The sequence below is a fragment of the Trinickia sp. genome (assembly GCF_051961175.1).
GTDB lineage: Bacteria > Pseudomonadota > Gammaproteobacteria > Burkholderiales > Burkholderiaceae > Trinickia.
The window spans coordinates 1-26213 of sequence record NZ_JBQCDN010000093.1; the positions used below are offsets into that span (position 1 = coordinate 1).

Consider the following 26213-nt stretch of genomic DNA (forward strand, 5'->3'; position numbering starts at 1 on the left):
CCATCGCCAGCGCGGCGGCAAGCATCCCGGCATGTTTGCCCGAACAGTTGCTGCAAACGGGCGTTGGCGTGAAATCGCGCTTGATCCACGCGCGCAGGACGTTGTCGGAAATCGGCGGGTGGCCGCCGCAGCGCATGTCGCTTTCCGTCACGTGCGCTTTGCCGAGCATGGCCCGGGCGCGGGCGATATGGCGGTCTTCACTGCTGTGCGAGGCGCACATCAACGCGAGATCGGCCTCGTCGAAGCCGAAGCGTTCCAGGGCACCCGTCTCGAGGACGGCCAGCGCTTGCGCCGGCTTGACGGCCGAACGCGGCAGCGTCGGGCGATGCGGATCGCCGAACGACAGAAGCAGGCGGCCCGCCGCATCCACCACGGCGACATGCGCGTGATGCCGGTTCTCGACGGCAGGGCCGCGATAGGTCGTCACGGCAGCTTGGGAGGCGAAAGCGGCGTTCATGGTGGCAATGTCCTCGGGCGGGGCGAAAGAGCAGGGCGCGGGCGCCGATTCAGCGCGCGAGCCCCAGGCGTTCGTATAAAGCGTCGACGCGCGTTTTCACGGCGGGGTCCATCGCGATCGGCCGGCCCCATTCGCGATCGGTTTCGCCGGGCCACTTGTTCGTGGCATCGATTCCCATCTTCGAACCGAGGCCCGCGACGGGGGAGGCGAAGTCCAGATAGTCGATCGGCGTGCGTTCGACGAGCACCGTATCGCGCGCCGGATCGACCCGCGTCGTGATGGCCCAGATGACTTCCTTCCAATCGCGCACGTCCACGTCCTCGTCGACGACGACGATGAACTTCGTATACATGAATTGACGCAGGAAGCTCCATACGCCGAACAGCACGCGTTTCGCGTGCCCGGCGTAACTCTTCTTCATCTGCACGATGGCCATCCGATAGCTGCAGCCCTCAGGCGGCAGATAGAAATCGGTGATTTCCGGAAACTGCTTTTGCAGCAGCGGCACGAACACTTCGTTCAGCGCGACGCCGAGCATGGCCGGCTCGTCGGGCGGTTTGCCCGTGTACGTCGAGTGATAGATTGCGTCGCGGCGCATCGTGATGCGCTCCACCGTGAACACGGGGAACCACTCCTGCTCGTTGTAGTAGCCCGTGTGATCGCCGTAGGGGCCTTCGAGCGCATGCTCGTAGCGGGCCGCCGCGCTTTGCGACGGCCGCGGCGGCGCGCCGGCCGGAGCCGGACCGGGTTCGCCTTCCTGCGGGTAGATGAACCCCTCCAGGACGATTTCGGCGCGCGCCGGGACTTGCAGGGTGTCGAGACCGGGAGTCAGGCAGCGCGCGAGTTCCGTGCGTGCGCCGCGCAGCAGGCCGGCGAACTGGTACTCGGAAAGCGTATCGGGCACCGGCGTGACCGCGCCGAGCATCGTTGCCGGATCGGCGCCGAGCACGACGGCCACCGGATACGGCTTGCCCGGATTCGCCATCGCGAACTCGCGGAAGTCGAGCGCGCCGCCGCGATGCGCAAGCCAACGCATGATGAGCTTGTTGCGGCCAATCAGCTGCTGACGATAGATGCCGAGGTTTTGCCGGGGCTTGTTCGGCCCGCGCGTGACGGTCAGGCCCCACGTCACGAGCGGGGCGACGTCGCCCGGCCAGCATGTCTGAATCGGCAGCCGCGCCAAGTCCACATCATTGCCTTCCCAGACGATCTCCTGGCACGGCGGTGCGCTGACCGTCTTGGGCGCCATGTCCCAGACCGCCTTGGCCAGCGTCAGCAGTTTGCCGGCATCTTTGAGCCCCTTGGGCGGCTCGGGCTCCTTGAGCGCCGACAGCAGCCGCCCCACATCGCGCAGGGAGCGCAGCGCCGCGCCTTCCTCGGCGGCGGCGCTTTCGTCGATGCCCATGCCGAGCGCGATCCGGCGCGTCGTGCCGAACAGGTTGCCGAGCACGGGAATGGTGTGACCCGCTGGTGCGTCGAATCGCAGCGCGGGGCCGCCGGCACGCAGCACGCGATCGCACAGCTCGGTCATCTCGAGCACGGGTGAGACGCTCTCCGGCACGCGCTGCAGCTCGCCTAACGTCTCCAGGCGGCCGATGAAGTCCCGCAAGTCCTTGTATTTCATGGTTTGTTCGTTGTGACTGGCGGCGCCGCGACGGGGATGGGCGCCAAGCAGGCGACGATTTTACCTGCGGAAAGCAACGATGCCCGATCGACGGCGACACCGCAAAATAGCCAAAACGCGCGCCGGGCATGGTTATCGGCCGCGCGGAGAGGTTCCTTAATTACATTTTGTTATCATTCTGAAATTTTATAGCATTGACGATCTATAAAAGCCTGCTAGAATCCGTCCCACATTGGCTGCAGGGCCAAGTAGTTTTTGTGTTCACTGCCCCGATCTATCTCACGGCGCGAAGTATCGCGTCACCGTACGCCGCCCTGCACGGCGCTCTAACGGCCTACTAGTTGTCATTGCGCCGGCGCGTTGACGCCGGCTTCGCGTGAGAGCCACTGTGTGCGTGCCAAATGGCATGCTCCCGGTCCTTTTGCTCCGATGTGGCTCTCCACACGGTTCGCTGCCGCCGCGTGCGGTAGGGTGCCGTATCCCGGCGTCGCCCAGGTCCCAACCAAGGCCCGCGACGCCTTGGCTCGCTCGATTGGCGCTTCGCGCGCCGCCGTACCCGTCGAGGCCGAGCCATGCTCAATGGGAGATCCGAATGCATACTTGGTTATCGTGGCGTCCCGATGGTAGTTTCGGCTCAGCGGTGCGAGCCGCTGTCCGGCGCGGGACGCGTGTCAGTCACCACCTGTTCAGCGTGGTCGGTGCTTGCGCCGTGCTGGTCGGCCTTGCACTGTGGCTTTTGCCCACCGTGCGCGGCACCTTGGCGGCGCGGATGATGCCGGTCATCGAAGCGGCGGTCCAGGCCGGCCCGGCGCGGCTGCTGAGCGGGCATCCGCTGCCCGCATTCGGCGCCCCGGCACCGGAAGGCGCGGACGAAGCGCCCACGCTCGACACCGCCCGCCTCGACAATGCCCGCTATGACGGCGCGTTCGACGGCAGCGGCGCAAGCGGTTTCGCTGTTGCCGCGGTGCCCGCGGCCGACGCGCATCTGCCCACCAGCATTACGCCGTCGAACTTGTACTTGCTGGCGAAGATGATCTCGTCGCAGCCCGTTGCGGCCGATGCGCGCGACGATCGCGTGCTCGTCTCGGCTCGTGAGCAGAACCGTGTCACGTCGTATCTGGCGCGCCGCTACCATGTGGCGCAAGAGCCTGTCGGCGAGCTCGTCAAGGCCGCATTCGACACGGGCCGGCAAGTCGGGCTCGATCCGCTGCTGCTGCTCGCGGTGATGGCGATCGAATCGGGCTTCAATCCGTACGCGGAAAGCGGCGTGGGCGCGCAGGGCCTCATGCAGGTTATGTCGAAGGTCCATTCCGACAAATTCCAGTACTTCGGCGGTACCGGCGCGGCCCTCGAGCCGCTGGCGAACATTACCGTCGGCGCCGTCGTGCTGAAAGATTGCATCGCACGCGGCGGTTCGCTGCCGGATGGTCTGCGCTTGTACGTCGGATCCACGTCGCCGGACGATGGCGGCTACGGCGCCAAGGTGATGGCCGAGCGCGGCCGCTTGCGCGACGTGGCGCGCGGCCGTCAAGTGCCGATCAACGCGCCGCAGGCGCCGCAAAAGCCCGTCATGGCCTCGACCAAGCGCGTGCAGGTTGCGCTGGAAAGCAATCACTCGTCCACCACGGTTCAGGCGAAAGCCGGCGCGGCCAATTCGTCGACGTCGACCTCCGACGACGAGCCCGCCAACCCGGGTGCGCCTTCGCGCGCCGTCCACGTGGAACTGGGCGCATAAGCGTCTTGCGCCTTTCACCTCGGGAACAAAAAAAAGCACCACGATCTTTGTGGTGCTTTTTTTTACCTGTCGCTATCGCGTCGGTGCGGCCGACGATCAAGCGTAGCGACGCCTCAACGTCCGAATAGTCGAGCCAGCCGTTCGACTGCTTCCTCGAGCGACGCATAGGCCGTCGCGTACGACACGCGAATATAGTCGTGCGGTGCGTGTTGACCGAAGTCGAGCCCCGGCACCAGCACCACGCCCGCATCGTGCAGCATGGCTTTTGTCAGCGCCGCGCTGTCGCCGGCCGCGGGATGCGGCACGCCACGGCAATTGGCATAGACGTAGAACGCGCCGTCCGGTACCACAGGCACCTCGAATCCGAGCCGCTGGAGCGCCGGTACGATGAAATCGCGCCGGCGCTTGAACTCCAGGCGCCGCCCTTCGTAGATCTCGATCGTCTTCGGCTCGAAGCAGGCGAGGGCGGCATGCTGCGCGAGGGCCGAGGCGCAGATGAACAGGTTCTGCGCGAGCTTTTCGAACGCGTCGACCATCGACGGCGGCACGATGAGCCAGCCGAGCCGCCAGCCGGTCATGTTGAAGTACTTCGAGAAGCTGTTGACCGTGACGACGTCGTCGCCGAACGAAAGCGCCGAGACGGGCCGCGCGTCGTACGACAACCCTTGGTAGATTTCGTCGACGATCGTGAAGCCGCCGCGTGCCCGTACTGCCTTGACGATGCGTTCGAGTTCCGCCGGTTCGATCGACGTGCCGGTGGGATTCGATGGCGAGGCAAGCAGTACGCCGCGCGTCTTCGCCCCCCAGAGGCGTTCGATGTCGCCAGCCGTCAGCTGAAACCGCGCTTCGGGGCCGCTCGGCACGAGCACGGGCTTGCCTTCCATGGCGGCGACGAAATGACGATTGCAGGGGTACGACGGATCGGGCATGAGCACTTCGTCGTCGCGATCGACGAGCGCCGCGCAGGCCAGCAGCAGCGCGGCCGAGGCGCCGGCAGTGACGACGATGCGCGCCGGATCGACGACGAGGCCATAGGTGCGCTGGTAAAAAGCGGCGATCGCTTCGCGCAGCGGCGCGATTCCGAGCGCACCCGTGTACTGGGTGACGCCCCGCCGCAGCGCTTGTGCCGCGGCTTCGACGACAGGTTCCGGCGCCGTGAAATCGGGCTCGCCGATGCCCATGTGAATGATGTGGCGCCCCGCCAGTTCGAGCTGCCGGGCTTCCTTGGCCAGCTCCATGACGTAGAACGGAGCGATCGCGTCGACGCGCGACGCCAGCTTCGTGAGCGGTTCTGCGATATTCATCTTGGTTCCGGATTCGATCGGCACGGCCGCGGGTAGCGGCGCGCGCGATGCGTGCTGACCGGCGAGGGCTTAGCGGTTGGCCCGCCCCGCCTGCGATTCCGTGGCGCGCAGCTTCAACGCGAGTTTATCGAGCACGCCGTTGACATACTTGTAGCCGTCCGAGCCGCCGAACGTCTTGGCGAGTTCGACTGCCTCGTTGATCACGACACGATACGGAATTTCCACGTGATGCTTGAACTCGAACGCGGCGACGAGCAGCACGGCCCGCTCGACGGGCGACAACTGCTCGATCGGACGATCGAGGCACGGTGCGAGATCGCCCGAGAGTTCGGCGTTTTCGCGGATCACCCCGTGCAGCAAGGCATCGAGGTGCTCCTGATCGGCCTTGTCGAAGCCTTGCGCCCCGCGCAGCTGGGCGTCGATTTCACCGGCGGGCGCACCCGACAGCAGCCACTGGTACAGCCCCTGCGTGGCCAATTCGCGGGAGCGTCGGCGGGCGCTCTTCATGCCTCGTCCTCTTCTTCTTCGTCCTCGTCTTCATCTTCGTCGCCGCCCAGTTGTTCGAGTGCGACCGACAGGTTCGCCATTTCGACGGCCACGCGGGCGGCATCTCGACCCTTTTCGGTCATCCGCGCGACGGCTTGCTCGTCGGTGTCCGTGGTCAACACAGCATTGGCGACGGGGATGCCGAAATCGAGCGCGATGCGCGACACGCCGGCGCCGCTTTCATTGGAGACGAGTTCGAAGTGATACGTTTCACCGCGGATCACGGCGCCGAGGGCGATCAGTGCATCGAATTGGCCGCTTTCGGCGAGCTTTTGCAGCGCGAGCGGGATTTCGAGTGCGCCGGGCACGCTGACGAGCAGCACGTCTTCGCCCGCGACGCCCAGGCGTTCGAGCTCTTCAACGCAGGCATCGGCCAGGCCGTTACAGACGGGTTCGTTGAAGCGCGATTGCACGATGCCGACGCGCAGGCCGTCGCCGTCGAGATTCGGTTGGTATTGTCCGATTTCCATAAAAGGTCCGTAGAAAGTGAGTCACTGGGAGGCGGCGAGCCGTGCCGGCGTATTGCCCGCGATTATGCGCCAGGGCGGACCGCTGCGCCCGGCATCGGCACGAAGCCTGTCACTTCGAGGCCGTAGCCCGACATGCTGCCGAGCCGGCGCGGGTTCGACAGCACCTGCATCTTGCCGACTTCCAGATCGCGCAGAATCTGCGCACCGACGCCGTAAGTCTTGAAATCGACGGGCCGCCGCTTCAGTTGGGCCGCTTTGTCTTCTTCGTCGAATGCCTTGAAGACGTCGATCAGATGATCTTTCGTATCGCCGCAGTTGAGCATGACGACGACGCCGAGATCACGCTCTGCGATTTCCTTGATGGCGGCGTCGAGCGTCCACGAATGCGTGGACGTGCCCACTTCGAGCAGATCGAGCACCGACAGCGGCTCGTGCACACGCACGAGCGTTTCGAGATCGGGCTTTGGCGTGCCGCGCACGAGGGCCAGGTGAGGCGAACCGCTCGGCTGATCCTGGTAGAGCACCGCGCGGAACGGGCCGTGCGCCGTTTGCATCGTGCGCTCGGCGACGCGCGTGACGATGCACTCGGTGCGGCTGCGATAGTGGATCAGATCCGCGATCGTGCCGAGCTTCAGATTGTGCTGCGCCGCAAATTCCATCAAATCGGGCAGGCGTGCCATCGTGCCGTCGTCTTTGATGACTTCGCAGATGACGGCGGCCGGCGTAAGCCCGGCCAGCCCCGTCAGATCGCAGCCGGCTTCCGTATGCCCGGCGCGGACGAGCACGCCGCCCGGCTGCGCCATGATCGGGAACACGTGGCCCGGCTGCACGATCTGCTCGGCACGCGTATCGCGCGCCACCGCGGTTGCGATCGTACGGGCGCGATCGGCGGCGGAGATGCCGGTGGTGACGCCTTCCGCGGCTTCGATGCTGACCGTGAAGGCGGTGCCGTACTGTGTGCCATTCCGGTACGTCATGAGCGGCAGATTCAACTGCTTGCAGCGCTCTTGCGTGAGCGTCAGACAAATCAACCCGCGGCCGTACCGGGCCATGAAATTGATCGCTTCCGGGGTGACGAAATCGGCCGCGAGCACCAGGTCGCCTTCGTTTTCGCGATCTTCTTCGTCAACGAGAATCACCATCCGGCCGGCTTTGAGCTCGGCGATGATCTCGGGGGTGGAGGCGAGAGACATGTCGTGGGTAACGTTTGAGAAAGCGCGTATTTTACGCCACGGCGGGCGGCGCGCGCTGCCATCGAGCACGTTTTACGACAGTCCTGCCCATACGGCCAGCGCGATCGAGCCGAACACGAGAACCGCTGCCAGTGTCTTTGCCCGGTGCAATTGCGTCCATAGCAGCACGCCTGTCAGCGACAGGAGCACGAGCGAGCCGGCAAGCGAATCGATCAGCAAGACCCACCCGATACTGAGCCCGACGCCCTTAGGCAGGTTCGTCAGCGTGGCGACGAACGAATTCCCGGTGCGTTTGAGCGTCAGGAAGTCGTTGCCCATCCAGTATTCGGCCGTGACGTTTTCTTGCGGCGCCGAGAACACGAGCTGCCAGTGTTCCGGCTGCATCGTGTCGTGCCCGCCCCAGGCAACCCGATGTTGGGGCTCGCGCTGTACCCGGCCCAGCCGGCCCGTCAGATGGAACGTTGCGCGCAGCCATTGCGCGAGTTCATGCGGCGTTGGCGGGGCGGGGCGGGGTAGCGCGACTTGCACGGTCGAGACCTGGGGCGCACCGGTTGAAATGCGCAGCGGCTCGCTCCGGTGATTGAGCACGAAGCCGGTCGCGCCGAACAGCAGGCCAAGCGCCGCGCCCCATAGCCCAATCCAGCCATGAATGTTGCGTATCCACTTGATCAAGTCTGCGCGCCGCCGCCCGCGTTTCGTGCGTGCATCCGTGGCGGCGGAGGGCGACGCGCGCAGCGACGCGGCGGCTTCCGATACCGTCATGGTTCGCTCCAGAGACGCAGAAGGTTGTGATAGCAGCCGACGAGGTTGCGGCGTGCGAGCTCGTCGGCCTCGGTCGCGTTCAGGCGCTGAATGGCATTGTCCATGTCGAATAGCAGCGCGCGTTGCGCATCGCTGCGCACGAGGCTTTGCACCCACAAGAAGCTGGCGACGCGCACGCCGCGCGTGACGGGCATCACACGGTGCACGCTCGTGGCCGGGTAGATCACCATATCGCCGGCCGGGAGCTTCACCGCATGGGAACCGTAGGTGTCTTCGATCACGAGTTCGCCGCCGTCGTACTCGTCCGGCGAGGAAAGGAACAGCGTGGCGGACACATCGGTGCGCAGCTTGATCCCGTTTGGCAGCACCCGCACCGCGCCGTCGACATGATTGCCGAACGTCATGCCGCCCTCGTAGCGGTTGAAGAGCGGCGGATAGACCTGGTTCGGCAGCGCGGCGCTGATAAAGAGCGGGTGCCGCTCGAGCGCGGCCAGCACGACATCGCCCAGCTCGCGTGCGATGGGCGTGTGCTCGGCGATCTGCTGGTTGCGTTTGACCGGCGCGCCCGAGTAACCGGCCGTCGCGCGGCCGTCGACCCAGGCGTCGCCTGCTTGATCAAGCCGAGTTCGCAAGATAGATATTTGCTCGGCGCTCAGAACGCCGGGAATCTGTAGCAGCATAGGGGAAGTCCTTCGCGACGCTCCGGATCGGCTGGGTGCGCTTCCTATCGGAATCGGCCCAGTACGCCGGGACGCCGTATTCTCAAAGCCGGTATTCGAATGTTGCGAGGAGCGTGCGGCCGATGCCTGGGACGGAACGGCCACCATCCGACTGGATCAGCGCGTCGTAGTAGAACTTGTTGGTCAGGTTGAGCAGATTCAGGCGCAAATCCCACTGCTTCTCGTGATACGCGGCCATTGCATCCCAGCGCGTGTAACCGCCGGCTTGCACATAGTTCGTGTTCGCTGCGTAGCGCGCCGACATATACGTGGGACCGCCGCCGATCTCCCAGTGTGGCGTCACGTTATAGGTGCTCCATAGTGTCAGCGTGTTGCGCGGGGTATTGGCCGGCGTGTGGCCCTGCGTACCGTCGCGCGCCCGAAGAATCGTCGCGTCCATGTACGAGTATCCGGCGAAGAGCTGCCAGTTCGGCAGGAGATGACCCGTCACGCCTGCCTGAAACCCTCGCACGCGGATGTCGCCGTCGAGCGTGTATTCCGACGAAGACAACTGCGTGCGCGCATTGTCCATCTCCTGCTGAAAGAGCGCCGACGTGACCGACAGGCCGCCGCCGAGCAGATCCCACTTGCCGCCCACCTCGTACGATTGCGTGTGCTCCGGTGCAAGGTTCTGCGTGAAATTGGTGACGGTCAGCGCTTCGAGCGACGGATCGAACGACGTGCCGTAGGAGACGTAGTACGACTGCCAATCCGTGGGCTGATAGATCGCTCCGGCGCGCACGCTCGTGAAGTGGTTCGTCTGCGACGTATAGCCGGGGGCATTGATCGTATTGCTGATGTGCGCTTGGAAGCGATCCCAGCGTAAGCCTCCGATGACCTTCCAGTGCTCGCCGATGGAAATGGTGTCGTTCACGTACGCGGCGAGCGACATCGCGCCCGATTGCGCGTAGTTGCCGACGGTCTGCGTCACGTTCGTCGGCGTGCTCACGTACACGGGATCGATCAGCGAGACGATCGGCAGATTATTGCGGATGTAGGCTTGGTTGCTATACGTCTCGTAGCCGATCTCTGTGCCCGCGATCAAATCGTGGTCGAGCGGCCCCGTATTGAATTGGTAGCGGACCATCGTGTCGTTGCTGAGCGTGCGGTTCTGGATCACGCGGTCGTGGCTCTGGAGCTGCACATACAGATTCTGCAGCGGCAGCGCGGTGAAGTTGCCGTTCGACAGCGGCGTGCTCGTTGCGAGCGGGCCGGTGAGCACGGCACGTGCGGCGGTCTCGCGCGCGTCGGTCATCGAATGCGAGATCTGCGTTCGATTCGATATCGACAGCGAATCCGAAAACTTATGATCGATGCGTGCCCGCAGCGACTGCAAGTCCTGGAGCGTGCGGTCGTCGGTCAACCCGTAGTAGGTGTGCATCGATGGCGCGAAGGGGTGGCCGTTCAGCGATTGCACCCCGTAGTCGGGCATGTCGTAGTTGTGCTGGATCAGCGCGGAGATCGTGACTTCCGTTGGTGTGCCGATCCCGAAGCGGATCGACGGCGCAATCCCGTAATCCTTGTTCTTCATTTCGTCGCGGGTCGAACCGATCGACTGACCGAATGCGTCGACGCGCAACGCTGCCGTCTCCGTCAGCGGGTGGTTCAGATCCACCGTGGTCCGATAGCGATCGTTGGTACCGATCGTCGTCGAGAGTTCTGCCGAGGGCTTGAGCGAAGGCCGTTTGCTGACCTGGTTGATGACGCCGCCGGTCGAGCCGCGGCCGAATAGCATCGACGAAGGGCCATAGAGCACGTCGATCGACTCGAGATCGAACGTGTCGCGATAGTACTGGTTGCGATCGCGGAAACCGTCGAGATAGATGTCGTTTTGCGCCGTGAATCCTCGCAGATTGATGTTGTTGCCGATCTGGCCGCCCTCGGCACCGCCGATCGTGATACCGGGCGCATTGCGCAAGCTGTCTTGAAACGAGGTGGCGCCTTGCGACTGCATCAGCGCCTGGTTGATGACCGTGACCGATTGCGCGATATCGCGTTGCGCGGTTGCCACCTTTGCTCCGACGGACGATTTGTCGCGGCGGAAATCAGTGCGGATCGCGCTGCCGTCGATCTTGATTGTCGGCAGCGTCGCAGCCGATGCCAGCGCCACGTTCGCTCCGGGGGCGGCAGCCGGGGCCGAGGCCGCGGCGTCTTCGCGGCCAGGGCTGTTCGGAACCGCTCGCGCCGATAACGCTTGGGCATGGGCTGCGAGCGGAAGCGCCGTGGCATGAAGCGCAAGTGCGAGTTGGAGCGCCCTCGCGAGCGGCGTCTTGTTCGGCATATGGAAAAACCCCTGTATCGATGTTTTATCGCCGGCCGTCGAAGCGGCGGGCATGTTTTGCAGGCGGCACGCAGGGCGTCTACCTGAGTTTGATAATGCAAATGAGAATGATTATCGTTACATATTGGGGCGAGAATTTCAAGATAAATCTGAACCGACCGTTCTGGCGAGGTGGGTGGGAAGAGGGCGGCGGGGCGGTCTCCTCTGCCGCCACGTCAAATCGATGGGGTCACGTTTGCTCGAGGAACAACGCGACGTGCGCCGCGATCGACTCGGGTGCGTCTTCGAGGCTGTAGTGACCGGCGCCGACGAGCCGATGCACGGCGGCTTGCGGGAAGGTCTCGTTAAAGAGCGGGAGAAAGTGCGAGGCGTTCAAGGTGCGATCCGCCATGCCCCAGATTGCGAGCGCTGGCATTGCCGCGACGGCGCGGAGGGCTGCTTCGTCGGGTGTTTCGAAGCGGTGCGCTCCGATAGCGAAGCCCTTGGCCCAGCCAATCGCGCCGGCGCAATCGTCGAAGCGGCCGAAGCGCGAGCCGTACGCCCTCAGCCACACATCGTTGATGACCGCATGGTTCTCGAAGCCGTTCAGCTTCAGCGTGCTGAGAATGTTGAACTCGAGCTCGCCCAATACGCCCTCCAGGCGCCCTTGCGATTCGGCCTTCAGGATCCATTGGAACCAAGGGGATTGCCGGGCATTCGCGGTAAGGCGCTCGCCTAGATCCGCTTGTCCGAACGGAGTGGGTCCATTGATCGAAACGATTCGACTGATCCGGCCGGGATGACGCGCGGCCAATCCCATCCCTACGGGGCCGCCGAAGTCGTGCATGACAAGCGTGATGTCGCGCAGATCGAGGCTTAGGACGAAGCGTTCGAGATTGTCGACGTGATCCTGCAGCCAATAGCTGCGGTCGCTCGGCGTCGCGCTTTTGCCGAAGCCCATGTGATCGGGGGCGATGACGCGATACGTTCCACGCAAGGCCGCGATCAGGTGGCGAAACAGATAACCCCACGTCGGCTCGCCGTGCAGACAGAGAACGGGTTCGCCGTCGCGCGGGCCCTCGTCGACGTAATGCATCGAAAACCCCGGCGCGTCGCAGAACTGCGGGGCGTAGGGGAACGTGCCGTCGAACGTATCGTCAGGTCGAATCATCGATGCTCCAGGAACGTGAAAGCGTCAAGGGGCGAGCGCGCAAGGCATGAGCGGCGCGAACGGCGGCGCTGCGCGTTCGTTACGGTTTCAACATGAAACCATTGCATTTGTAGCAGAGGGCGTTTTAAATTGCAACCTGTTGCTTCGATAAGGCTCCGCTCGCAGGCGCTCATCTGGAATCTCTTATGGTCAAGCGAACTTCTCACCAAGACACGCCGTGTGGCGTGGCACGGCCTTTGGATGCGATCGGCGATGGCTGGTCGTTGCTGATCGTGCGGGACGCGTTGGCGGGGCTACGTCGATTCGGTGAATTCCAGGCGAGCTTGGGTTTGGCGAAGAACATCCTGGCGGCGCGGCTGCGCATGCTGGTCGCCCACGGGATCATGGAGGCCGCGCCCGCGTCCGATGGCGGGGCGTACCAGGAGTACGTCTTGACGAAGAAGGGCCGTGGGCTCTTTCCGGTGCTGGTGGCGCTACGTCAGTGGGGCGACGCGTTCTTCTTCGAGCCCGGGGAGCCTCGCGCGCGCCTGCTCGACAGAAAAACGGGCCATCCACTGGAACAGATTGAAGTGCGCTCGCAAGAGGGACGCCCCCTCACGCCCGAAGACACCATCGTGCAATTGCCCCGGGTGTCATGAGCGGTAGCAAGTTCTCACATTTGAAATATGGCGCGTTCGTATCATCTCGCCGATTGACAATGGGCAACGCACCGTTGACCCGAATTCACTCTTACGAGGAGGTAAAAATGAAGACCCTGCTAAAGACGATCGTATTGGCCGCCGTTACGACTGCCGTGCTTGTTCCGGCCATTGCCGAAGCGCATCCGCACAAAGTGTGTCGCTGGGGCCACCATCATCATCGCGTCTGCCGCTGGGTGCGTTGATCGGCAGCGCGCTCCGGTCGCGGTTCAGCCCCGATCGAAGCGCGCGACACATTCATCGAGCGCCGCACGCACTTGCGCCGCCACGCTGGCCCAATCGCCCCGCTGCGGCTGCCGGAACAGACGGACGTTCGGATACCACGGGCTGTCGGTGCGGTCCAGCAGCCAGCGCCAATCGGGCAAATGCGGCAGCATGATCCAAACGGACTAGCCGAGTGCTCCCGCCAAATGCGCGACCGCCGTGTCGACGCAGATGACAAGATCGAGTTCCGCGATCAAGGCCGCAGTATCGGCGAAAGTTTCGATCCCGCCCGATACATCGACCATACGAGCGCTGCTGCGCAACGCTTCCTGATCACATTCGCGCACGTCCTTCACCAGCGACACGAAGGTCGCATCCGCATCGAGAACCGTCGTGCAATCGGCGAGCCGCATCGAACGAAAACGGTCGTTGACATGGCCACGGCTACCGCTCCATGCGAGGCCAACACGCACTCGCCGCGGCGCTTCCGGAATGCGCTTGCGCCACTCGGCGCGCAATGTTGGATCGGCTTGCAGATACGGTTCGGCCGGGACCGGCAGGGCATGGATCTTCAGCGCATGCGGCAAGCTCATCAGCGGACAGTGATAGTCGAACGGCGGGACGACATCGTGTTGGCCGATCACCACGTCCGCTCCCGCAAACCCCATCAGCAGCGGCCGCAGCGGGTCCTGTACGCGTAACACGACGCGGGCGCCCCGGGCGGCGAGCAACGGGACGAAGCGCACGAATTGCAACGTATCGCCAAAGCCCTGCTCGCTATGGACGAGCAGGGTCTTACCTTCCAACGGCGCTTCGCCAAGCCATACCGAATCGCCGAATTCGTGTTGCTGCCCACCGTCGCGCCAGCGCCATTCGTATTCGCGCCAGCCGTGTTCATATTGCCCCAGCAGCAAGTTCGTTTGTGCGCGGTTCGTCCGTGCCCCCGCATCGTTCGGATCGATCTGCAGCGCCTTCTTGAAAGCGCGCAATGCCTCATCGAAACGACGCTGTTCACGCAACGCCACGCCGAGATTCACATAGACGATCGCGTTGCCCGGCTTCAAATCGATGGCCCGGCGGTAGGCGCTGATTTCCTCGTCGAAGCGTCCGAGCAACCCGAGCGTGCGGCCGAGGTTGTAGTGGACCTGCCAGGCGCCGGGACGGATTGCGTGCGCACGCATCAGCATCTGCAACGCGCGTTCGTGCTCGCCCAGTTCGGACAACGATCGACCGGCGGCGAACAGCACGTCGACATCGCGCGGCGTGAGTTGCAGGATCTGCTCGTACAGTTCGACGGCGCGAGCAGGGTGTCCTGCTGCTTGATGTGCTGTGGCCGCGCGGTTCAGGCGCTCCTGATTGAGCGGCGACTGCGCCAAGGCACGATCGAAATAATCTGCTGCCGTGGCAGCATCGCGACGATGAGCGGCGACGTAGCCGAGCCCTTCCAGCGCGTCGCCATTGGAAGGATCAATTTGGATGACGTCGTGCAACAGCTGCGCTGCCGCGTCGAGCCGACCGGCTTGAAAGTGCTGTTGCGCCGCTTCGAGGAGCGCGGCAATCGATGAACTCATCGGACGCGGGCTGGGTGTTGGACAGTTGACGGCAAGCCGGTAATGGGCCCGAGCGACGCTCAGGACGGTGGCGCCTGTGCTTGATCCGCAAACGCGGGCGCGGGCACCGCTGCGCGGCCGTCAGTATACCGTTGGCCCTTGAGCCCTTGAGCCCTTCAGCCCCGTGCCGCGGCATCGAATCACACGACCGTTTCGCGCTCCGGCGTTGCGCTGATCTTGTGCAGCGAGGGATCGGCGCCGTCGAACTCGCTTTCGTCGGGAATGCCGCCTGCCCGCTGCAATCGAATGGCTATCGACCCGCTAACGTGGCTGACTCCCCGCCCGGCGCACGGTGCTGCCGCCGAAGGACCATCCCAGGTTGACGCCCAGACTGGCGAGCACGATCAGCGCGACCCCAAGTCCTTGCAGCGGTGTCAATGCGCGGCCGTACACGAGCCAGTCGACGAGAACCGCCGTCAACGGATAGATGAACTGGAGCACCGCGATCACGGACACCGGCAGCTTCGGGACGGCCCCATAGATGAGCGCGTAGGAGACGCCGGTATGCAAGACCCCGAGCCCGGCCAGCCACCCCCACTGGTGCAGATTCACGTGACCGAGCGCGCCGGATGGCGCCAGCCACGGCAAACTGACGACGCCTACGGCGCATTGGATCATCGTGAGCAGATGGGGCCGCAGCGCGCCGAGCGCTTTCGCGATCAACGTGACACCGGCGTAGAGGACGGAGGCGATCAGCGTGAATCCGATCCCGACGAGATACGCGCGATCTGCCGAAAGCGTGCTCCAGCCGATGCCGGCGGCGAGGGAAAGGCCGACGAAGGCGACGATGATCCATGCCGATTTCGCCACGCCCACGCGCTCGCGAAAGATCGCGGCCCCGAGCAGAATCACCCAGAACGGCTGGACGTGGAACACCACGGTCGCCACTGCAATACCGACACCCTGAAGCGCGCCGAAGAAGAACACCCACTGCGACACCATCAGTACGCCGGACAGCAGTGCCAGGCCCATCAATCGACCGGTAAAACGTTGGCTGCGTAAATAGCCTTTATAGGCGCAGTAGAGCGCCATCGTCGCCAGCCCGAACACGCATCGGTAGAACACCGTCGTGATGGGATCGAGCGCGGCTTGCGCGACGAACACGCCCATCGTCCCCATGAGCACCGCCGCGGCGGAAAATGCGGCCACCCCCTGGCGGGAAGCGTCGGGTCGGGCGATCGAGGTCGGCATGGCGGCTCCTGGAATGGAGCTTCAGTATCCGGGGCTTGCATGTTTCAATCAAACGAATAAAACTTAGAGAACTCATCAGATCGATTTATGAATCACTTATGACGCCAGATTTCGATTCCGACTTGCTCAAGACTTTCATCGCCGCTGCGGAACTCGGCAGTTTTACCAAGGCGGCTCAGGTCGTTTGCCGTTCGCAAGCCGCGGTCAGCATGCAGATCAAGCGGCTGGAGAGTGCGATCGGCACAGCCTTGTTCGTGCGGGACACCCGCAATCTGTCCCTGACCCATGCGGGCGCCACGCTGCTCGAGTACGCGCGCCGCATTCGATCATTGCAAGACGAGGCTTGGGCGGCAGTGGCTCGGCCGGATATCACCGGCGATGTCGTCCTGGGCGCGCCCGACGACTACATTTCCTCCCTGCTGCCGCCGGTGCTGCGCCGGTTTTCGGCGATGTACCCGGCGGTGGATATCACGGTGATCTGCGCGCAAAGCACCGCGCTGGCCCCGATGCTGGAAGAGAACCGCATCGATTTAGCTTTCGTTACCCGTGATCGCAGCCTGCGCTTGAATGGCGACTTCATTCGGCGCGAGCCGGTATGGTGGGTCGGCAAGCCTGATGAGCCGCGGCTCTGGCAAACGCGTCCGCTGCCTGTCGCGCTGTATGAGTCGGGCTGCATGGCGCGCGCAAACACGGTCGCCGCACTTGATCGCGCGGCCGTGCCGTACCGCGCCGCTTACAGCAGCGCCAGCATGCTGGGCTTGCTGGCCGTGGTGGACGCGGGGCTGGCCATCGCGGCACTCGCTCGATGCAGCATTCCCGAGCGCCTTGGCGTGCTGGGCGGGCGATATGGACTGCCTGAGATCGAGCCGCTGGACATCGTGGTGGCGCGCAGTGCCAAATCCAATCGTCCGACTTGCGACTACCTCGCTGCGCAAATGCAGCAGGACCTGAGCCGGCCGATGGAAAGCGAGCGGATGCCGGATGCGATCGTGGTTTAATCGGCATCGCCAATGTTCGCGCTATCGCAAAGCATGGGTTGGCGCTTGTCGAGGAAAAACAATGGGTGGAAAGGGATTGAAAACAGTAGGGGGCTTGCTCTTGGCCGGTTCCTGTTTCGGGGCTTTACCGATGTCCGCGCAGGCGGCTTCCTGCAACCCGCCGCAGTTCGCCGACTATCCCGCGGCGCCGGCGAGCGCGCCGCATTCTGCGGCGGTGCGTCCGCAGCTCACCAGCAAAAAGGCCCGGCTATTCCGCACGGCTATTCGCACTGACTTCTCCGAACCGGCGAACTTTGCGGGACATTATCGCGTGACGATCTGGGGGTGTGGAACGGATTGCCGTGACTTCGCGATCGTCGATAAGCATACCGGGCGCGTTTATACGATGCCGGGGGAAACCGACGTCGGCGGCGTGATGGGTAACGACGATGAGCGTATCGACTTCAAGCCGGACAGCAAACTCTTCATCGTGTCCGGGTGCTTCAATGACGACGAACGCTGTTTGGCCCAGCCGAAAAAATTGTTTTATCTGTGGACGGGTAAAACATTGAGGCTGGTTGGCCAATGCCCGCTGCAAGTTGAAAGATTGACAGCGGAGTAACGCCTTCGACGCGCCGCTGCGCGAAAGACTCAGTCATCTCAGTCATTCATCCATCCACCCGTCCGTTCGCGAATCGGCGAATCCCCGAATCCGGGGCTCCGGTCGATATGGGCTGACATCGGACGGTCATGACCCGCCGATCGAGACGGTTACGCTGACGAAAGCACTCCGTTGGTAGATGATCACCGTTTTCCCCAAGGAGCCTTGCATGATGCTGACGAAGCGAATTCGCGCTGCGCTATTTGGCATAAGCGCGGCGTTACCGCTAGCGCTGAGTGCCGCGCCCGCGGCCGCCGAAGATGTTTCTTTGGGTACCAGCCAATTATGCGGCTTGGATGCAGCGCGTCCTGACCACACCGGCCGCGTGACGGCGGACACGATCCAGGGCAGGAATGGCCCGATCTCCATCGTGCGTTTCGGACACGGTTCGCCGCTGCTGCTGATCACCGGCTATCGGGCGACGCTCGGCGAATGGAACGCGTACTTCCTTGGCGAACTCGCCCGGCATCACGAGGTCATTGCATTCGACAACCGCGGCATCGGTCGTTCGTCAACGCGCCAAGGCCGCTACGGGCCGAACTACGATATTCACGACATGGCCGATGATGCGGCCGATGTCGTCGCGGCGCTCGGTGTTGCGCGGGTGAACGTAGTCGGCTGGTCCATGGGCGGCATGATCGCGCAGCAACTCGCGCTCGATGCGCCTGAGAAGGTGGAATCACTCACGCTGATCACCACCGCGCCGCCAGGGCCGCAAGCCGTGCCGCTGGCCCCCGAGGTGCAGTCGGTGCTCTCCGGTCACGGTCCGAACGCGTTCGTCGACATCATGAAAGTGCTGTTTCCAGCCGACGCCATTGAGGATGCAAAGCGGTGCTTCGTTGCCGATATGTTCGTGCCGCGCGGTTACGCGAATCCGTCTGTGCCCGATACGGTAGCCGCGCAGCAAGCCGGCGCAATGACGAAATGGTTTGCGGATTCCCCCTCCGCCAACGCGCTGCGTCGTTCGCCTGTGCGCACGCTGGTGATTGCGGGTGCTGACGATAGCGTGCTGGCGCAGGCCAACGCGTATCGGCTGCAACAGATCATTCCACGTGCGAGCCTGGATCGGATCGCGGACGCCGGCCATGCGCTCATGTTCAAGTATCCGATCGAACTGGCGCGGCGTATCGATTCATTCGTGGGGCAGTGAGCTACGCCAGCGCGGTGTGACCCGGTTTCCCGCGCAAGCCGCCACCCTCACATAATCGCCCCCAACTGCCAGGGCACGAACTCATTCTGCCCATAGCCATGCTTTTCGCTTTTCGTGCGTTGCCCCGATGCCGTGGCGAGCATGAGTTCGAAGATGGCCGCGCCAACTTCTTCGACGCTCTGCTCGCCGTCCAGGATGGTCCCGCAGTTCAGGTCGATGTCCTCCTGCTGGCGCCGCCATAACGCGCTGTTCGTGCCGAATTTCAACGACGGCGCCGGCGCGCAGCCATAGGCGGAGCCACGTCCGGTCGTAAAGCAGATCAAGTTGGCGCCGCCCGCCACCTGGCCCGTCGCCGATACCGGATCGTAGCCCGGCGTATCCATGAACACGAGCCCGTGCGCGCGCACCGGCTCCGCGTATTCGTACGTCTCGACCAGTGGCGTGGTGCCGCCCTTTGCCACCGCGCCGAGCGACTTCTCGAGGATCGTCGTCAAGCCGCCCGCCTTGTTGCCGGCCGATGGATTGTTGTTCATGTCTGCGTTCATCCGCGCGCAATAGGCTTCCCACCAACGCAGCCGCGCGAGAAGCTTTTCACCGACTTCGCGCGAGGCGGCGCGGCGCGTCAGCAGATGCTCCGCACCGTAAATCTCGGGCGTTTCGGAAAGGATCGCGGTGCCGCCGTGCGCCACCAGACGGTCCACGGCCGAGCCGAGCGCGGGGTTGGCCGTCATCCCCGAATAGCTATCGGAGCCGCCGCATTGGAGGCCCACCATTAAATGGCCCGCCTCCACCGGCTCGCGCGTCACACGGTTGGCTTGGATGAGCAGTTCGCGCACGCGCTCGATGCCTGCAGCCACCGTGCGAGCGGTTCCGCCGGTTTGCTGAATCGTCATCGTCGCAAGCTGTGCGCTGCGTTCGAGATGCTCCGCTTCGACAAGCTCGTCGATCTGGTTTGTCTCGCAGCCGAGCCCGACGATCAGGACCGCAAAGAAATTCGGATGCCGTGCATAGCCGGCGAGCGTGCGCCGCAGCACGGCGATCGGTTCGCCTTCGGCGGCCATCGCGCAGCCCTGTCCGTGCGTCAGCGCGACCACTCCATCCACGTTCGGAAAGGCTTCGAGCGCCTCGGGATGGATGTCCCGGCGAAAATGATCGGCGATCGCGCGTGCGACCGTGGCCGAACAGTTGACCGTAGTCAGGATGCCGACGTAGTTGCGCGTCGCGATGCGGCCGTCCGCGCGACGAATGCCTTGGAACATGGCAGGCTGCGCGGTACGCGGCGTCGCGCGGGCGTCCACGCCGAACGCATAGTCGCGCTCGAACTCGCCCATCGAAAGGTTATGGGTATGGACGTGCTCCCCGCATCGAATCGGGCGGCTCGCGAAGCCGATAATCTGCCCATAGCGCCGTACCGGCGCGCCCGCTGCGACGTCGCGCACGGCGATCTTGTGGCCCGCAGGAATGAGACCGGCGACGCGATGCGCGTGATCGAGCGGCGCGCCGGGCAACAGTTGTTCACGCGCAAGCGCGACGTCGTCGCGTGGATCGAGCAGAATCAACGCGCCGGAAAGCTGCGGCGCAGGCAGCCGGCTGCCGGAGTTCATCGCGGGCCTCCCGCATATGCGCCGCGCACACCGACATAGAGCGAATACACAGACGTGCTTGCCGCGATGAAAAGGCGATTGCGCAGCGGCCCGCCGAAGACGAGGTTCGCCACGGTTTCGGGTACGAGGATCTTGCCGAGCAGCGTACCGTCGGGCGCATAGCAATGAATGCCGTCGCCGGCGCTGGTCCAGACGTTGCCGTGCTCGTCCACACGCATGCCGTCCGGTACGCCCGGCGCGACTTCAGCGAACACGCGCCCGTTGCGCAAGCGGCCGTTTGCATCGACGTCGAACACCCTGATATGGTGCGGGCCGTTCTCGATGTGCGATGCGCCGGAGTCGGCCACATAGAGCCGCGCTTCGTCCGGCGAGAATGCCAAACCGTTCGGCTTCGCGAAGTCGTCGGCCACGCACGCGACCTCTCCGGTGTCCGGCGCGACGCGGTACACATGACAGGCGCCGATTTCGCTCGGCGCGCGATAGCCTTCGTAGTCACTTAGGATGCCGTAATCCGGATCGGTGAACCAGACGGAGCCGTCCGAGTGCACGACCACGTCGTTCGGCGAATTGAATCTGCGGCCATCGTGGCGGTCCGCGATGACGGTGATGCGGCCGTCATGCTCGGTGCGCGTGACGCGGCGCGTGCCGTGCTCGCAGCTCACGAGCCGGCATTCCCGGTCCAGCGTGTTGCCGTTGCTGAAGTTCGCGTTCGTACGGAACACGCCCGTGCCGATGCCGGGCACCCAGCGCATCATGCGGTTATTGGGAATGTCGCTCCAAACGAGAAATTCGGCCGCCGGAAACCAGACGGGTCCCTCGGCCCACATGGAGCCGCCCGCGAGCTTTTCGAATGGCGCGTTCGGTTGAAGCAGCGCGCGAAAACGTGCGTCGTGGACTTCGTATTCGTTGGGATTCATCGTTTTTCCTAAGTCTTTTTAAGTGATTCTCAGCGCGCCGCTCATTGGCGCACTCGGCGTCCGCTCGCGACGACGACAGCGATGATGAGCACGCCATAAACGATCGAACGTATGCCTGCGCCGGCGCCTAGCGCGTTGAGCATGGCATTCGTGAGATAGAGGAACAGCGACGCGCCCCAGACCCCAGCCACGGTGCCTTTGCCTCCCGCGACCTGGGTGCCGCCGATCACGACGACCGCCACGGAGATCAGCATATATTCCACGCCCATATCGAGCGCGGCACCGCCCGACACGGCTGCCAGCAGAAGCCCGGTCAACGCGGCGATGATCGCGGCAAGCACGTACGTCACCCAGCGCACGCGCTCGACTTGCACACCCGCGAGCCATGCGGCCCGCGCGTTCTGGCCGAGCGCCGAAAGAGCGCGGCCGAACACGGTCCGATGCAGTACGAACGCCAGCGCGATCGACAACACCAGCGCGAGCCACGCGATATCGGGGACGCCGATCAGGCGTGCATTCGCGAATGCTTGCAGCGCGTGGGGCGGGGCAGGCATGCCGCGACTCTGCGTGATGGCGATCGACTGCACGATGAAGCTCGACGAGAGCGTGGCGATGATAGGCGGGATGCGAAGCACGCGAATCAGCAGATAGTTCGCCAGGCCCACGAGCAGGCCCACCGTGAGTGCCACGGCTACGCCGAGCAGGATCAAATCGTCGCGGCCTTTCATCAACTGCACGCCCAACACGCCGCTTAGCGCGATCGCGGAAGGCATCGACAAATCGATGTTGCCGGGGCCGGCTGTGATGACGATCATCTGACCGAGACCGACGAGCACCATGAAAACCGCGAACACCAGCGCCGTGACCGCAACGTTGCCGGCGATCGAGAAGCCGAACACGGCGGCGATGACGAACCAGACGAGGAGGGCGCCTGAGAACGACCATAGCCAGGGCGTTTCGAACGAGCGCAGCCGCGCCGCGAAGCCGATGCCCGCGGAAGGTTCGACCGGCGCGCCGCCCGGTGCTTGCACGGCCGGCGCCGTGCGGGTGCTCGAATCGTTGCCGCTCATCGCTGGCCTCCGCGCCGTTGCAGCAGCACGCGCAGGGAGAGCACGATGATCAGGATCGCGCCTTGCATGCCGACCTGCCAATCCGGCGACACATTCAGAAAAGCGAGAAACGAGGCCGCGAGCGTGAGCGTCGCCGCACCCATGACCGCGCCTATCACCGACACGCGTCCGCCAATGAACTCGCCGCCGCCCAGGATGACGGCGGCAATCGACAGCAGCGTGTAGCGCAGCGCGAGATTGGCATCGGCGGATGTCGTCAGGCCGAGCAGGCAGAGCCCCGAGAGCACGCCGAAAATCGCCGCGATACCGTACAGCAGCGCCTTGCCGCGCACGAGCGACCAGCCGAAACGCCGCATCGCGCGCGGGTTGCCGCCCGTGCCGCGCAGTCGCACGCCGAACGAAGAGCGCATCAGCAGAAGATGCACGAGCACGGCGATCACCGTCGACCAGAGGATCGGCGCGGCGACGAAAGGCGTTTGATACCCCATGACCGAGGCCAGCCATGCCGGGCTCGTGCCGCCCGGCGTGGGAAGCAGCAGCACGGCGAGCCCGTTCCAGACGAACGAGAGGCCGAGCGTGACGACGATGGAGGGAATCTGCCGGAATTCGACGAGGGCACCCACGGCCGCATATAGGAACACGCAGCCGGCGAGCGCCGCGAAGCCGAGGAGTGGCCGGTCTGCCAGCAGCGTTGCGCCAATGCAAGCGACGAGACTCACGAAGGGCCCAATCGACAGATCGAGATCGTTTGCGGTGATGATCGCGAGTTGCGCGAGCGTGGCGAGCACGAGCGGTACGGCGAGGTTGAGCAGCAGGCCGATGCCGAAATAGCTGAAGGTGGTGGGCTGCAGAAAGAAGATCGGCACCAGTACCGCGACGAGGGAAAACGCGGGCAGCAGCGCGCGCAGCGTAGCGCGGTCGAGCGTCCAGTTCATGCTTGAGCCTCCTCGAAGTCCGCGAAGCTCGCCGCCAGCAGCGACTGCTCGTTGCATTCGTGGGCGTGCAGCAGTTTCGTCACCCGGCCCGCTCGGAACACGTAGGTTCGGTCGCAGTGCGCGAACTCGTCGTTCTCGGTCGTGTACCAGATGAATGTGCGGCCACGCGCCGCCTCCTCGCGTATGAGCCGGTACAGCTCGCGCTTCGTGCCGATATCCACGCCGCGCGTGGGGTCGTCCATCAGGATCAATTGCGCATCGGATGCCAGCGCGCGTGCAAACAGCACCTTCTGCTGGTTGCCGCCCGACAGCGAGAGAATGCCCGCGCCCGAGGGGGCGCCGCGTATGCCGATGCGCTCGGTCCAGGCGCGGGCGAGCGCGCGCGCCGCACGGCGATCGATCACACGGGGCGGCAGGGCAAACGGCGTTGCGCCGCCGTCCGGTTTGCGCCGCCCGTCGAGCAGCCACCGAATGTCCAGATTTTGCGCGATCGACCATAGTGGAAAGACGCCGTCGCGCGGGCGGTCGCCGGCCACGAACGCCACTTGTTCGCGCCCTTTCGTTGCCGCCTCGTAGATCGTGAGTAGCGCTTCGCTCTGTCCTTGGCCGGCAAGTCCCGCGAAGCCGATGACTTCGCCGTGCGGCGCATCGATTCGCCCTCTGGCGCCGGCCCCGAGCGTCCAGTGGTAGGCGAGCGTCGCGCGAGCATTCGCACTGTCGGTCTCGCGCCGTGTCGCTTGCGCGAGACCGGCATCGAGTTCCTGGCCCATCGCCGCCACGATCGCGTCATGCGTAACCGCCTCGCGCGGCAGGAGCGCCGCGACGCGGCCATCGCGCATCACCAGCACGCGATGCGCCGCGTGCACGATCTCACCGAGCATATGGCTGATCAGAATCGTTGCGATGCCGCGCTCGCCGGCCTTTCCGACGAAAGCGAGCAGCTGCGCGGCGGTATGCGCGTCGAGACTCGAAGTAGGCTCATCGAGGATGACGAGCTTCACGGGATCGCTGACCACGGTGAACGCGCGCGCGATCTCCACCATCTGACGTTGAGTCAACGTGAGGTCGGCGATCAGTTCGTGTCCTTTCAGGCCGTGCCCGGGAAAGATCGCGTCGAGCTGCTCGAGCATGAGGCGCGTGGCGCGGCGCCGCCAGTCATGCCCGCGCAATTCCGGGTGCAGGATCGGCATGTTCTCGGCCACGCTCAGGTTAGCGCATAGCGATAGCTCCTGGAATACGCAGCGCACACCTGCGGCACGGGCCGCATTCGGATCGTAGGCCGTGACTGGGCGGCCCTCGATCGTCATGGTCCCCTCGTCGGGCTGGAATACGCCTGTCAGCACCGCCGTCAGCGTGGATTTGCCAGCGCCGTTGTGGCCGGCGATGCCGACGCATTCACCGGGTCGAAATTCGAAGCAGATATCGGCCAGCGCTTTCACGCGGCCGAACCGCTTGCCGATCCCATCCAGCGCAATCAGCGCTGGCGCCGTGCTTCTCGATTGCGGCTGCGGTTGCGCGGGGGCATGAGCGTCGATCAATTCGTCCTCCCTGCATTTCGTTCGTCCGGCGCCTATGGCAGCAAGCGGCTATTTGGCGTCGACGATCTTCGTCACCTCATCGCGGCTGTACAGCTTGTTGGCGATGCCGCCCGGCGGCGTCTTCGCGAGCACGGCGTCGAGCTCGTCGGCCGTAACGGCCATGAGCGGCATGCGGATATCGTGCGGGAGCTTCTTGCCCGCCAGCAATTGCTGCGTGACCCAGAATGCGAAAGTCGAGCAGCCGGGCGGGATGGTCACGGAGAGCGTCTCATACCCGCCGTTCTTGCGCTGCTGCGCCCACCATGCAAGCTCCTCCTGGCGGTTGCCGAGGATGATGATCGGAGTGGGGCGCCCGGCTTCCTTGATCGCGTTGGCCGCGCCGAAGCCGTCGCCGCCTTGAGCGACGACACCGTCGATCTTCGGCAGAGTGGGCAAGATGCCGGCCACCTGTTTCTGCGCGACCGTCTGCGTCCAGTCGCCGTGCACCGAGCCGACGATCTTCAAGCCCGGATACTTCTTGATTTCGTCGGTGATGCCGCGGTGAATCTCATCATCGACCGATACGCCGGCCAGGCCTCGAATTTCGAGCAGGTTGCCTTTGCCGTTCAGGCGCTTGGCCATGTAGTCGATCTGCATGGCGCCGAGTTGATGGAAGTCGACGGCGATGCGATACGCGCACGGTTCGGTCGCAATGCCGTCGAACGTGACGACGGTGACGCCCGCTGCACAGGCTTGCTTGATCACCCCATTGAGCGCGGTGGGTGAGGCGGCGTCGATGGCGATGGCCTTGTAGCCCTGCAGGATGAGATTCTGGATTTGCTGCGCCTGCTCGGTGGCCTGATTCTCCGCCGTTGTGAACGTGGGCGCTGCCGCGACGATGCCGGACTTGACGGCCGGATCGGCCACCTCGGCCCAGCTTTTCAGCATGGCTTGGCGCCAGCTGTTGCCGGCGTAATTGTTGGACAGCGCGACCTTCATCGCTGCGGTGCTGCCGGCGATCGCGGTTTGCGCCTGGGCGGCGCCATGGGCAACGAGACACAATCCGAGAACTGCAGAAGCGAGGGTCGAACGCACTTGCTGTCTCCTTTTGATCTGTTTGGAACGTCCACGCCCAGTGCGACGATGCGGCACAACTCAAAGAGGCGCACGGGGGGGGCGAGAAGGTCGAGCCGGGTTGACGGCCAGTCTCGGTTGACTAATATACTAGTTGAACGACGACATGGGTGAAGTTTCTGCATGTCGCTCGATGTGATGGTTGCCCGTAGGGTGCGTTGAAACGGCCAATGTATGAGCCGCACGGCCGCCGCCCGTAGAATGATTATTTGATTGGGTAGGTGCCCAAGGCTCATGAAAACCGACCGTAACGATCCCGAGCAGTTCATCGCCCGCGTGCTGCCTCGCGCTACCTCTTTGGACC

Annotated in this window: 25 protein-coding genes; 6 read left to right on the top strand and 19 right to left on the bottom strand. The window is 64.3% G+C overall.

Annotated elements, in window-relative coordinates:
* Positions 1–457 (bottom strand): asparaginase (locus tag ACTHL0_RS04800; protein WP_440565449.1); only part of this gene is annotated, 457 nt, incomplete at its 3' end.
* Between the two features lie 49 nt (positions 458–506).
* Complete coding sequence (locus tag ACTHL0_RS04805; protein ID WP_440565450.1) at positions 507–2081, bottom strand: UbiD family decarboxylase; 1575 nt, start codon at positions 2079–2081, stop codon at positions 507–509.
* A gap of 592 nt (positions 2082–2673) precedes the next feature.
* Between ACTHL0_RS04805 and ACTHL0_RS04810 the strand changes: the two genes are divergently transcribed.
* Positions 2674–3816 carry a transglycosylase SLT domain-containing protein gene (locus ACTHL0_RS04810; RefSeq protein ID WP_440565451.1) on the top strand — a complete coding sequence of 381 codons (1143 nt, stop codon included), beginning with the start codon at positions 2674–2676 and terminating at the stop codon, positions 3814–3816.
* A 113-nt stretch (positions 3817–3929) separates the two neighbouring features.
* Here ACTHL0_RS04810 and ACTHL0_RS04815 read toward each other — a convergent pair whose 3' ends face one another.
* From ACTHL0_RS04815 to ACTHL0_RS04850, 8 genes are all read right to left on the bottom strand, one after another.
* Positions 3930–5120 carry a pyridoxal phosphate-dependent aminotransferase gene (locus ACTHL0_RS04815; protein ID WP_440565452.1) on the bottom strand — a complete coding sequence of 397 codons (1191 nt, stop codon included), beginning with the start codon at positions 5118–5120 and terminating at the stop codon, positions 3930–3932.
* Between the two features lie 69 nt (positions 5121–5189).
* A complete protein-coding gene (gene nusB, locus ACTHL0_RS04820; RefSeq protein WP_440565453.1) occupies positions 5190–5627 on the bottom strand; it encodes a transcription antitermination factor NusB in 438 nt (145 codons plus the stop codon).
* A complete protein-coding gene (gene ribH / locus ACTHL0_RS04825; RefSeq protein ID WP_440565454.1) occupies positions 5624–6136 on the bottom strand; it encodes a 6,7-dimethyl-8-ribityllumazine synthase in 513 nt (170 codons plus the stop codon). Before ribH ends, nusB begins: the two co-directional genes overlap by 4 nt.
* 62 nt (positions 6137–6198) lie before the next feature.
* Positions 6199–7329 (bottom strand): bifunctional 3,4-dihydroxy-2-butanone-4-phosphate synthase/GTP cyclohydrolase II, encoded by a 1131-nt coding sequence (ribBA, locus tag ACTHL0_RS04830; RefSeq protein ID WP_440565455.1) that lies wholly within the window; start codon positions 7327–7329, stop codon positions 6199–6201.
* Between the two features lie 72 nt (positions 7330–7401).
* On the bottom strand, positions 7402–8091 hold the full coding sequence (locus tag ACTHL0_RS04835) for a PepSY-associated TM helix domain-containing protein (protein WP_440565456.1): 690 nt from the start codon (positions 8089–8091) through the stop codon (positions 7402–7404).
* Positions 8088–8771, bottom strand: coding sequence for a Fe2+-dependent dioxygenase (locus ACTHL0_RS04840; protein WP_440565457.1), 684 nt, complete (start codon positions 8769–8771; stop codon positions 8088–8090). Before ACTHL0_RS04840 ends, ACTHL0_RS04835 begins: the two co-directional genes overlap by 4 nt.
* 82 nt (positions 8772–8853) lie before the next feature.
* The gene (locus ACTHL0_RS04845) at positions 8854–11091 is read right to left on the bottom strand and encodes a TonB-dependent receptor (protein ID WP_440565458.1); all 2238 of its coding nucleotides are present in this window, start codon (positions 11089–11091) and stop codon (positions 8854–8856) included.
* Between the two features lie 229 nt (positions 11092–11320).
* On the bottom strand, positions 11321–12241 hold the full coding sequence (locus ACTHL0_RS04850; protein WP_440565459.1) for an alpha/beta fold hydrolase: 921 nt from the start codon (positions 12239–12241) through the stop codon (positions 11321–11323).
* Positions 12242–12426: 185 nt separating this feature from the next.
* Between ACTHL0_RS04850 and ACTHL0_RS04855 the strand changes: the two genes are divergently transcribed.
* Together ACTHL0_RS04855 and ACTHL0_RS04860 are read left to right on the top strand one after the other, a co-directional pair.
* A complete protein-coding gene (locus ACTHL0_RS04855) occupies positions 12427–12879 on the top strand; it encodes a winged helix-turn-helix transcriptional regulator (protein WP_440565460.1) in 453 nt (150 codons plus the stop codon).
* A gap of 107 nt (positions 12880–12986) precedes the next feature.
* On the top strand, positions 12987–13124 hold the full coding sequence (locus ACTHL0_RS04860; protein WP_440565461.1) for an HHHH-motif protein: 138 nt from the start codon (positions 12987–12989) through the stop codon (positions 13122–13124).
* A 24-nt stretch (positions 13125–13148) separates the two neighbouring features.
* Here ACTHL0_RS04860 and ACTHL0_RS04865 read toward each other — a convergent pair whose 3' ends face one another.
* The 3 genes from ACTHL0_RS04865 to ACTHL0_RS04875 form a co-directional block, all read right to left on the bottom strand.
* Positions 13149–13316, bottom strand: a complete 168-nt coding sequence (locus ACTHL0_RS04865) for a hypothetical protein (RefSeq protein WP_440565462.1) — start codon at positions 13314–13316, stop codon at positions 13149–13151.
* 12 nt (positions 13317–13328) lie between these two features.
* Positions 13329–14714, bottom strand: a complete 1386-nt coding sequence (locus tag ACTHL0_RS04870) for a tetratricopeptide repeat protein (RefSeq protein ID WP_440565463.1) — start codon at positions 14712–14714, stop codon at positions 13329–13331.
* Positions 14715–15014: 300 nt separating this feature from the next.
* Entirely contained in the window at positions 15015–15944 is a 930-nt protein-coding gene (locus tag ACTHL0_RS04875; RefSeq protein WP_440565464.1) for a DMT family transporter, read from the bottom strand.
* A gap of 98 nt (positions 15945–16042) precedes the next feature.
* On the opposite strand from ACTHL0_RS04875, the gene ACTHL0_RS04880 reads away from it, so the two are divergent.
* The 3 genes from ACTHL0_RS04880 to ACTHL0_RS04890 all read left to right on the top strand — a co-directional run bounded on the left by ACTHL0_RS04880 (position 16043) and on the right by ACTHL0_RS04890 (position 18732).
* On the top strand, positions 16043–16942 hold the full coding sequence (locus tag ACTHL0_RS04880) for a LysR family transcriptional regulator (protein ID WP_440565465.1): 900 nt from the start codon (positions 16043–16045) through the stop codon (positions 16940–16942).
* 61 nt (positions 16943–17003) lie between these two features.
* Positions 17004–17543, top strand: a complete 540-nt coding sequence (locus ACTHL0_RS04885; protein ID WP_440565466.1) for a hypothetical protein — start codon at positions 17004–17006, stop codon at positions 17541–17543.
* 307 nt (positions 17544–17850) lie between these two features.
* Positions 17851–18732 (top strand): alpha/beta fold hydrolase, encoded by an 882-nt coding sequence (locus tag ACTHL0_RS04890; RefSeq protein ID WP_440565467.1) that lies wholly within the window; start codon positions 17851–17853, stop codon positions 18730–18732.
* A gap of 47 nt (positions 18733–18779) precedes the next feature.
* Here the strand turns inward: ACTHL0_RS04890 and ACTHL0_RS04895 are convergent, their stop codons facing one another.
* Genes ACTHL0_RS04895 through ACTHL0_RS04920 form a run of 6 tightly spaced genes read right to left on the bottom strand, consistent with a single transcriptional unit; the run spans position 18780 to position 25774 of the window.
* A complete protein-coding gene (locus tag ACTHL0_RS04895) occupies positions 18780–20336 on the bottom strand; it encodes a UxaA family hydrolase (protein ID WP_440565468.1) in 1557 nt (518 codons plus the stop codon).
* Entirely contained in the window at positions 20333–21253 is a 921-nt protein-coding gene (locus ACTHL0_RS04900) for an SMP-30/gluconolactonase/LRE family protein (RefSeq protein WP_440565469.1), read from the bottom strand. Before ACTHL0_RS04900 ends, ACTHL0_RS04895 begins: the two co-directional genes overlap by 4 nt.
* A 41-nt stretch (positions 21254–21294) precedes the next feature.
* The gene (locus ACTHL0_RS04905) at positions 21295–22323 is read right to left on the bottom strand and encodes an ABC transporter permease (protein ID WP_440565470.1); all 1029 of its coding nucleotides are present in this window, start codon (positions 22321–22323) and stop codon (positions 21295–21297) included.
* Positions 22320–23258, bottom strand: coding sequence for an ABC transporter permease (locus ACTHL0_RS04910; RefSeq protein WP_440565471.1), 939 nt, complete (start codon positions 23256–23258; stop codon positions 22320–22322). The genes ACTHL0_RS04905 and ACTHL0_RS04910 overlap by 4 nt, the downstream gene beginning before the upstream one ends.
* Complete coding sequence (locus tag ACTHL0_RS04915; RefSeq protein ID WP_440565472.1) at positions 23255–24796, bottom strand: ATP-binding cassette domain-containing protein; 1542 nt, start codon at positions 24794–24796, stop codon at positions 23255–23257. The genes ACTHL0_RS04910 and ACTHL0_RS04915 overlap by 4 nt, the downstream gene beginning before the upstream one ends.
* A 48-nt stretch (positions 24797–24844) precedes the next feature.
* Positions 24845–25774 carry an ABC transporter substrate-binding protein gene (locus ACTHL0_RS04920; RefSeq protein WP_440565473.1) on the bottom strand — a complete coding sequence of 310 codons (930 nt, stop codon included), beginning with the start codon at positions 25772–25774 and terminating at the stop codon, positions 24845–24847.
* Between the last annotated feature and the right edge of the window lie 439 nt (positions 25775–26213).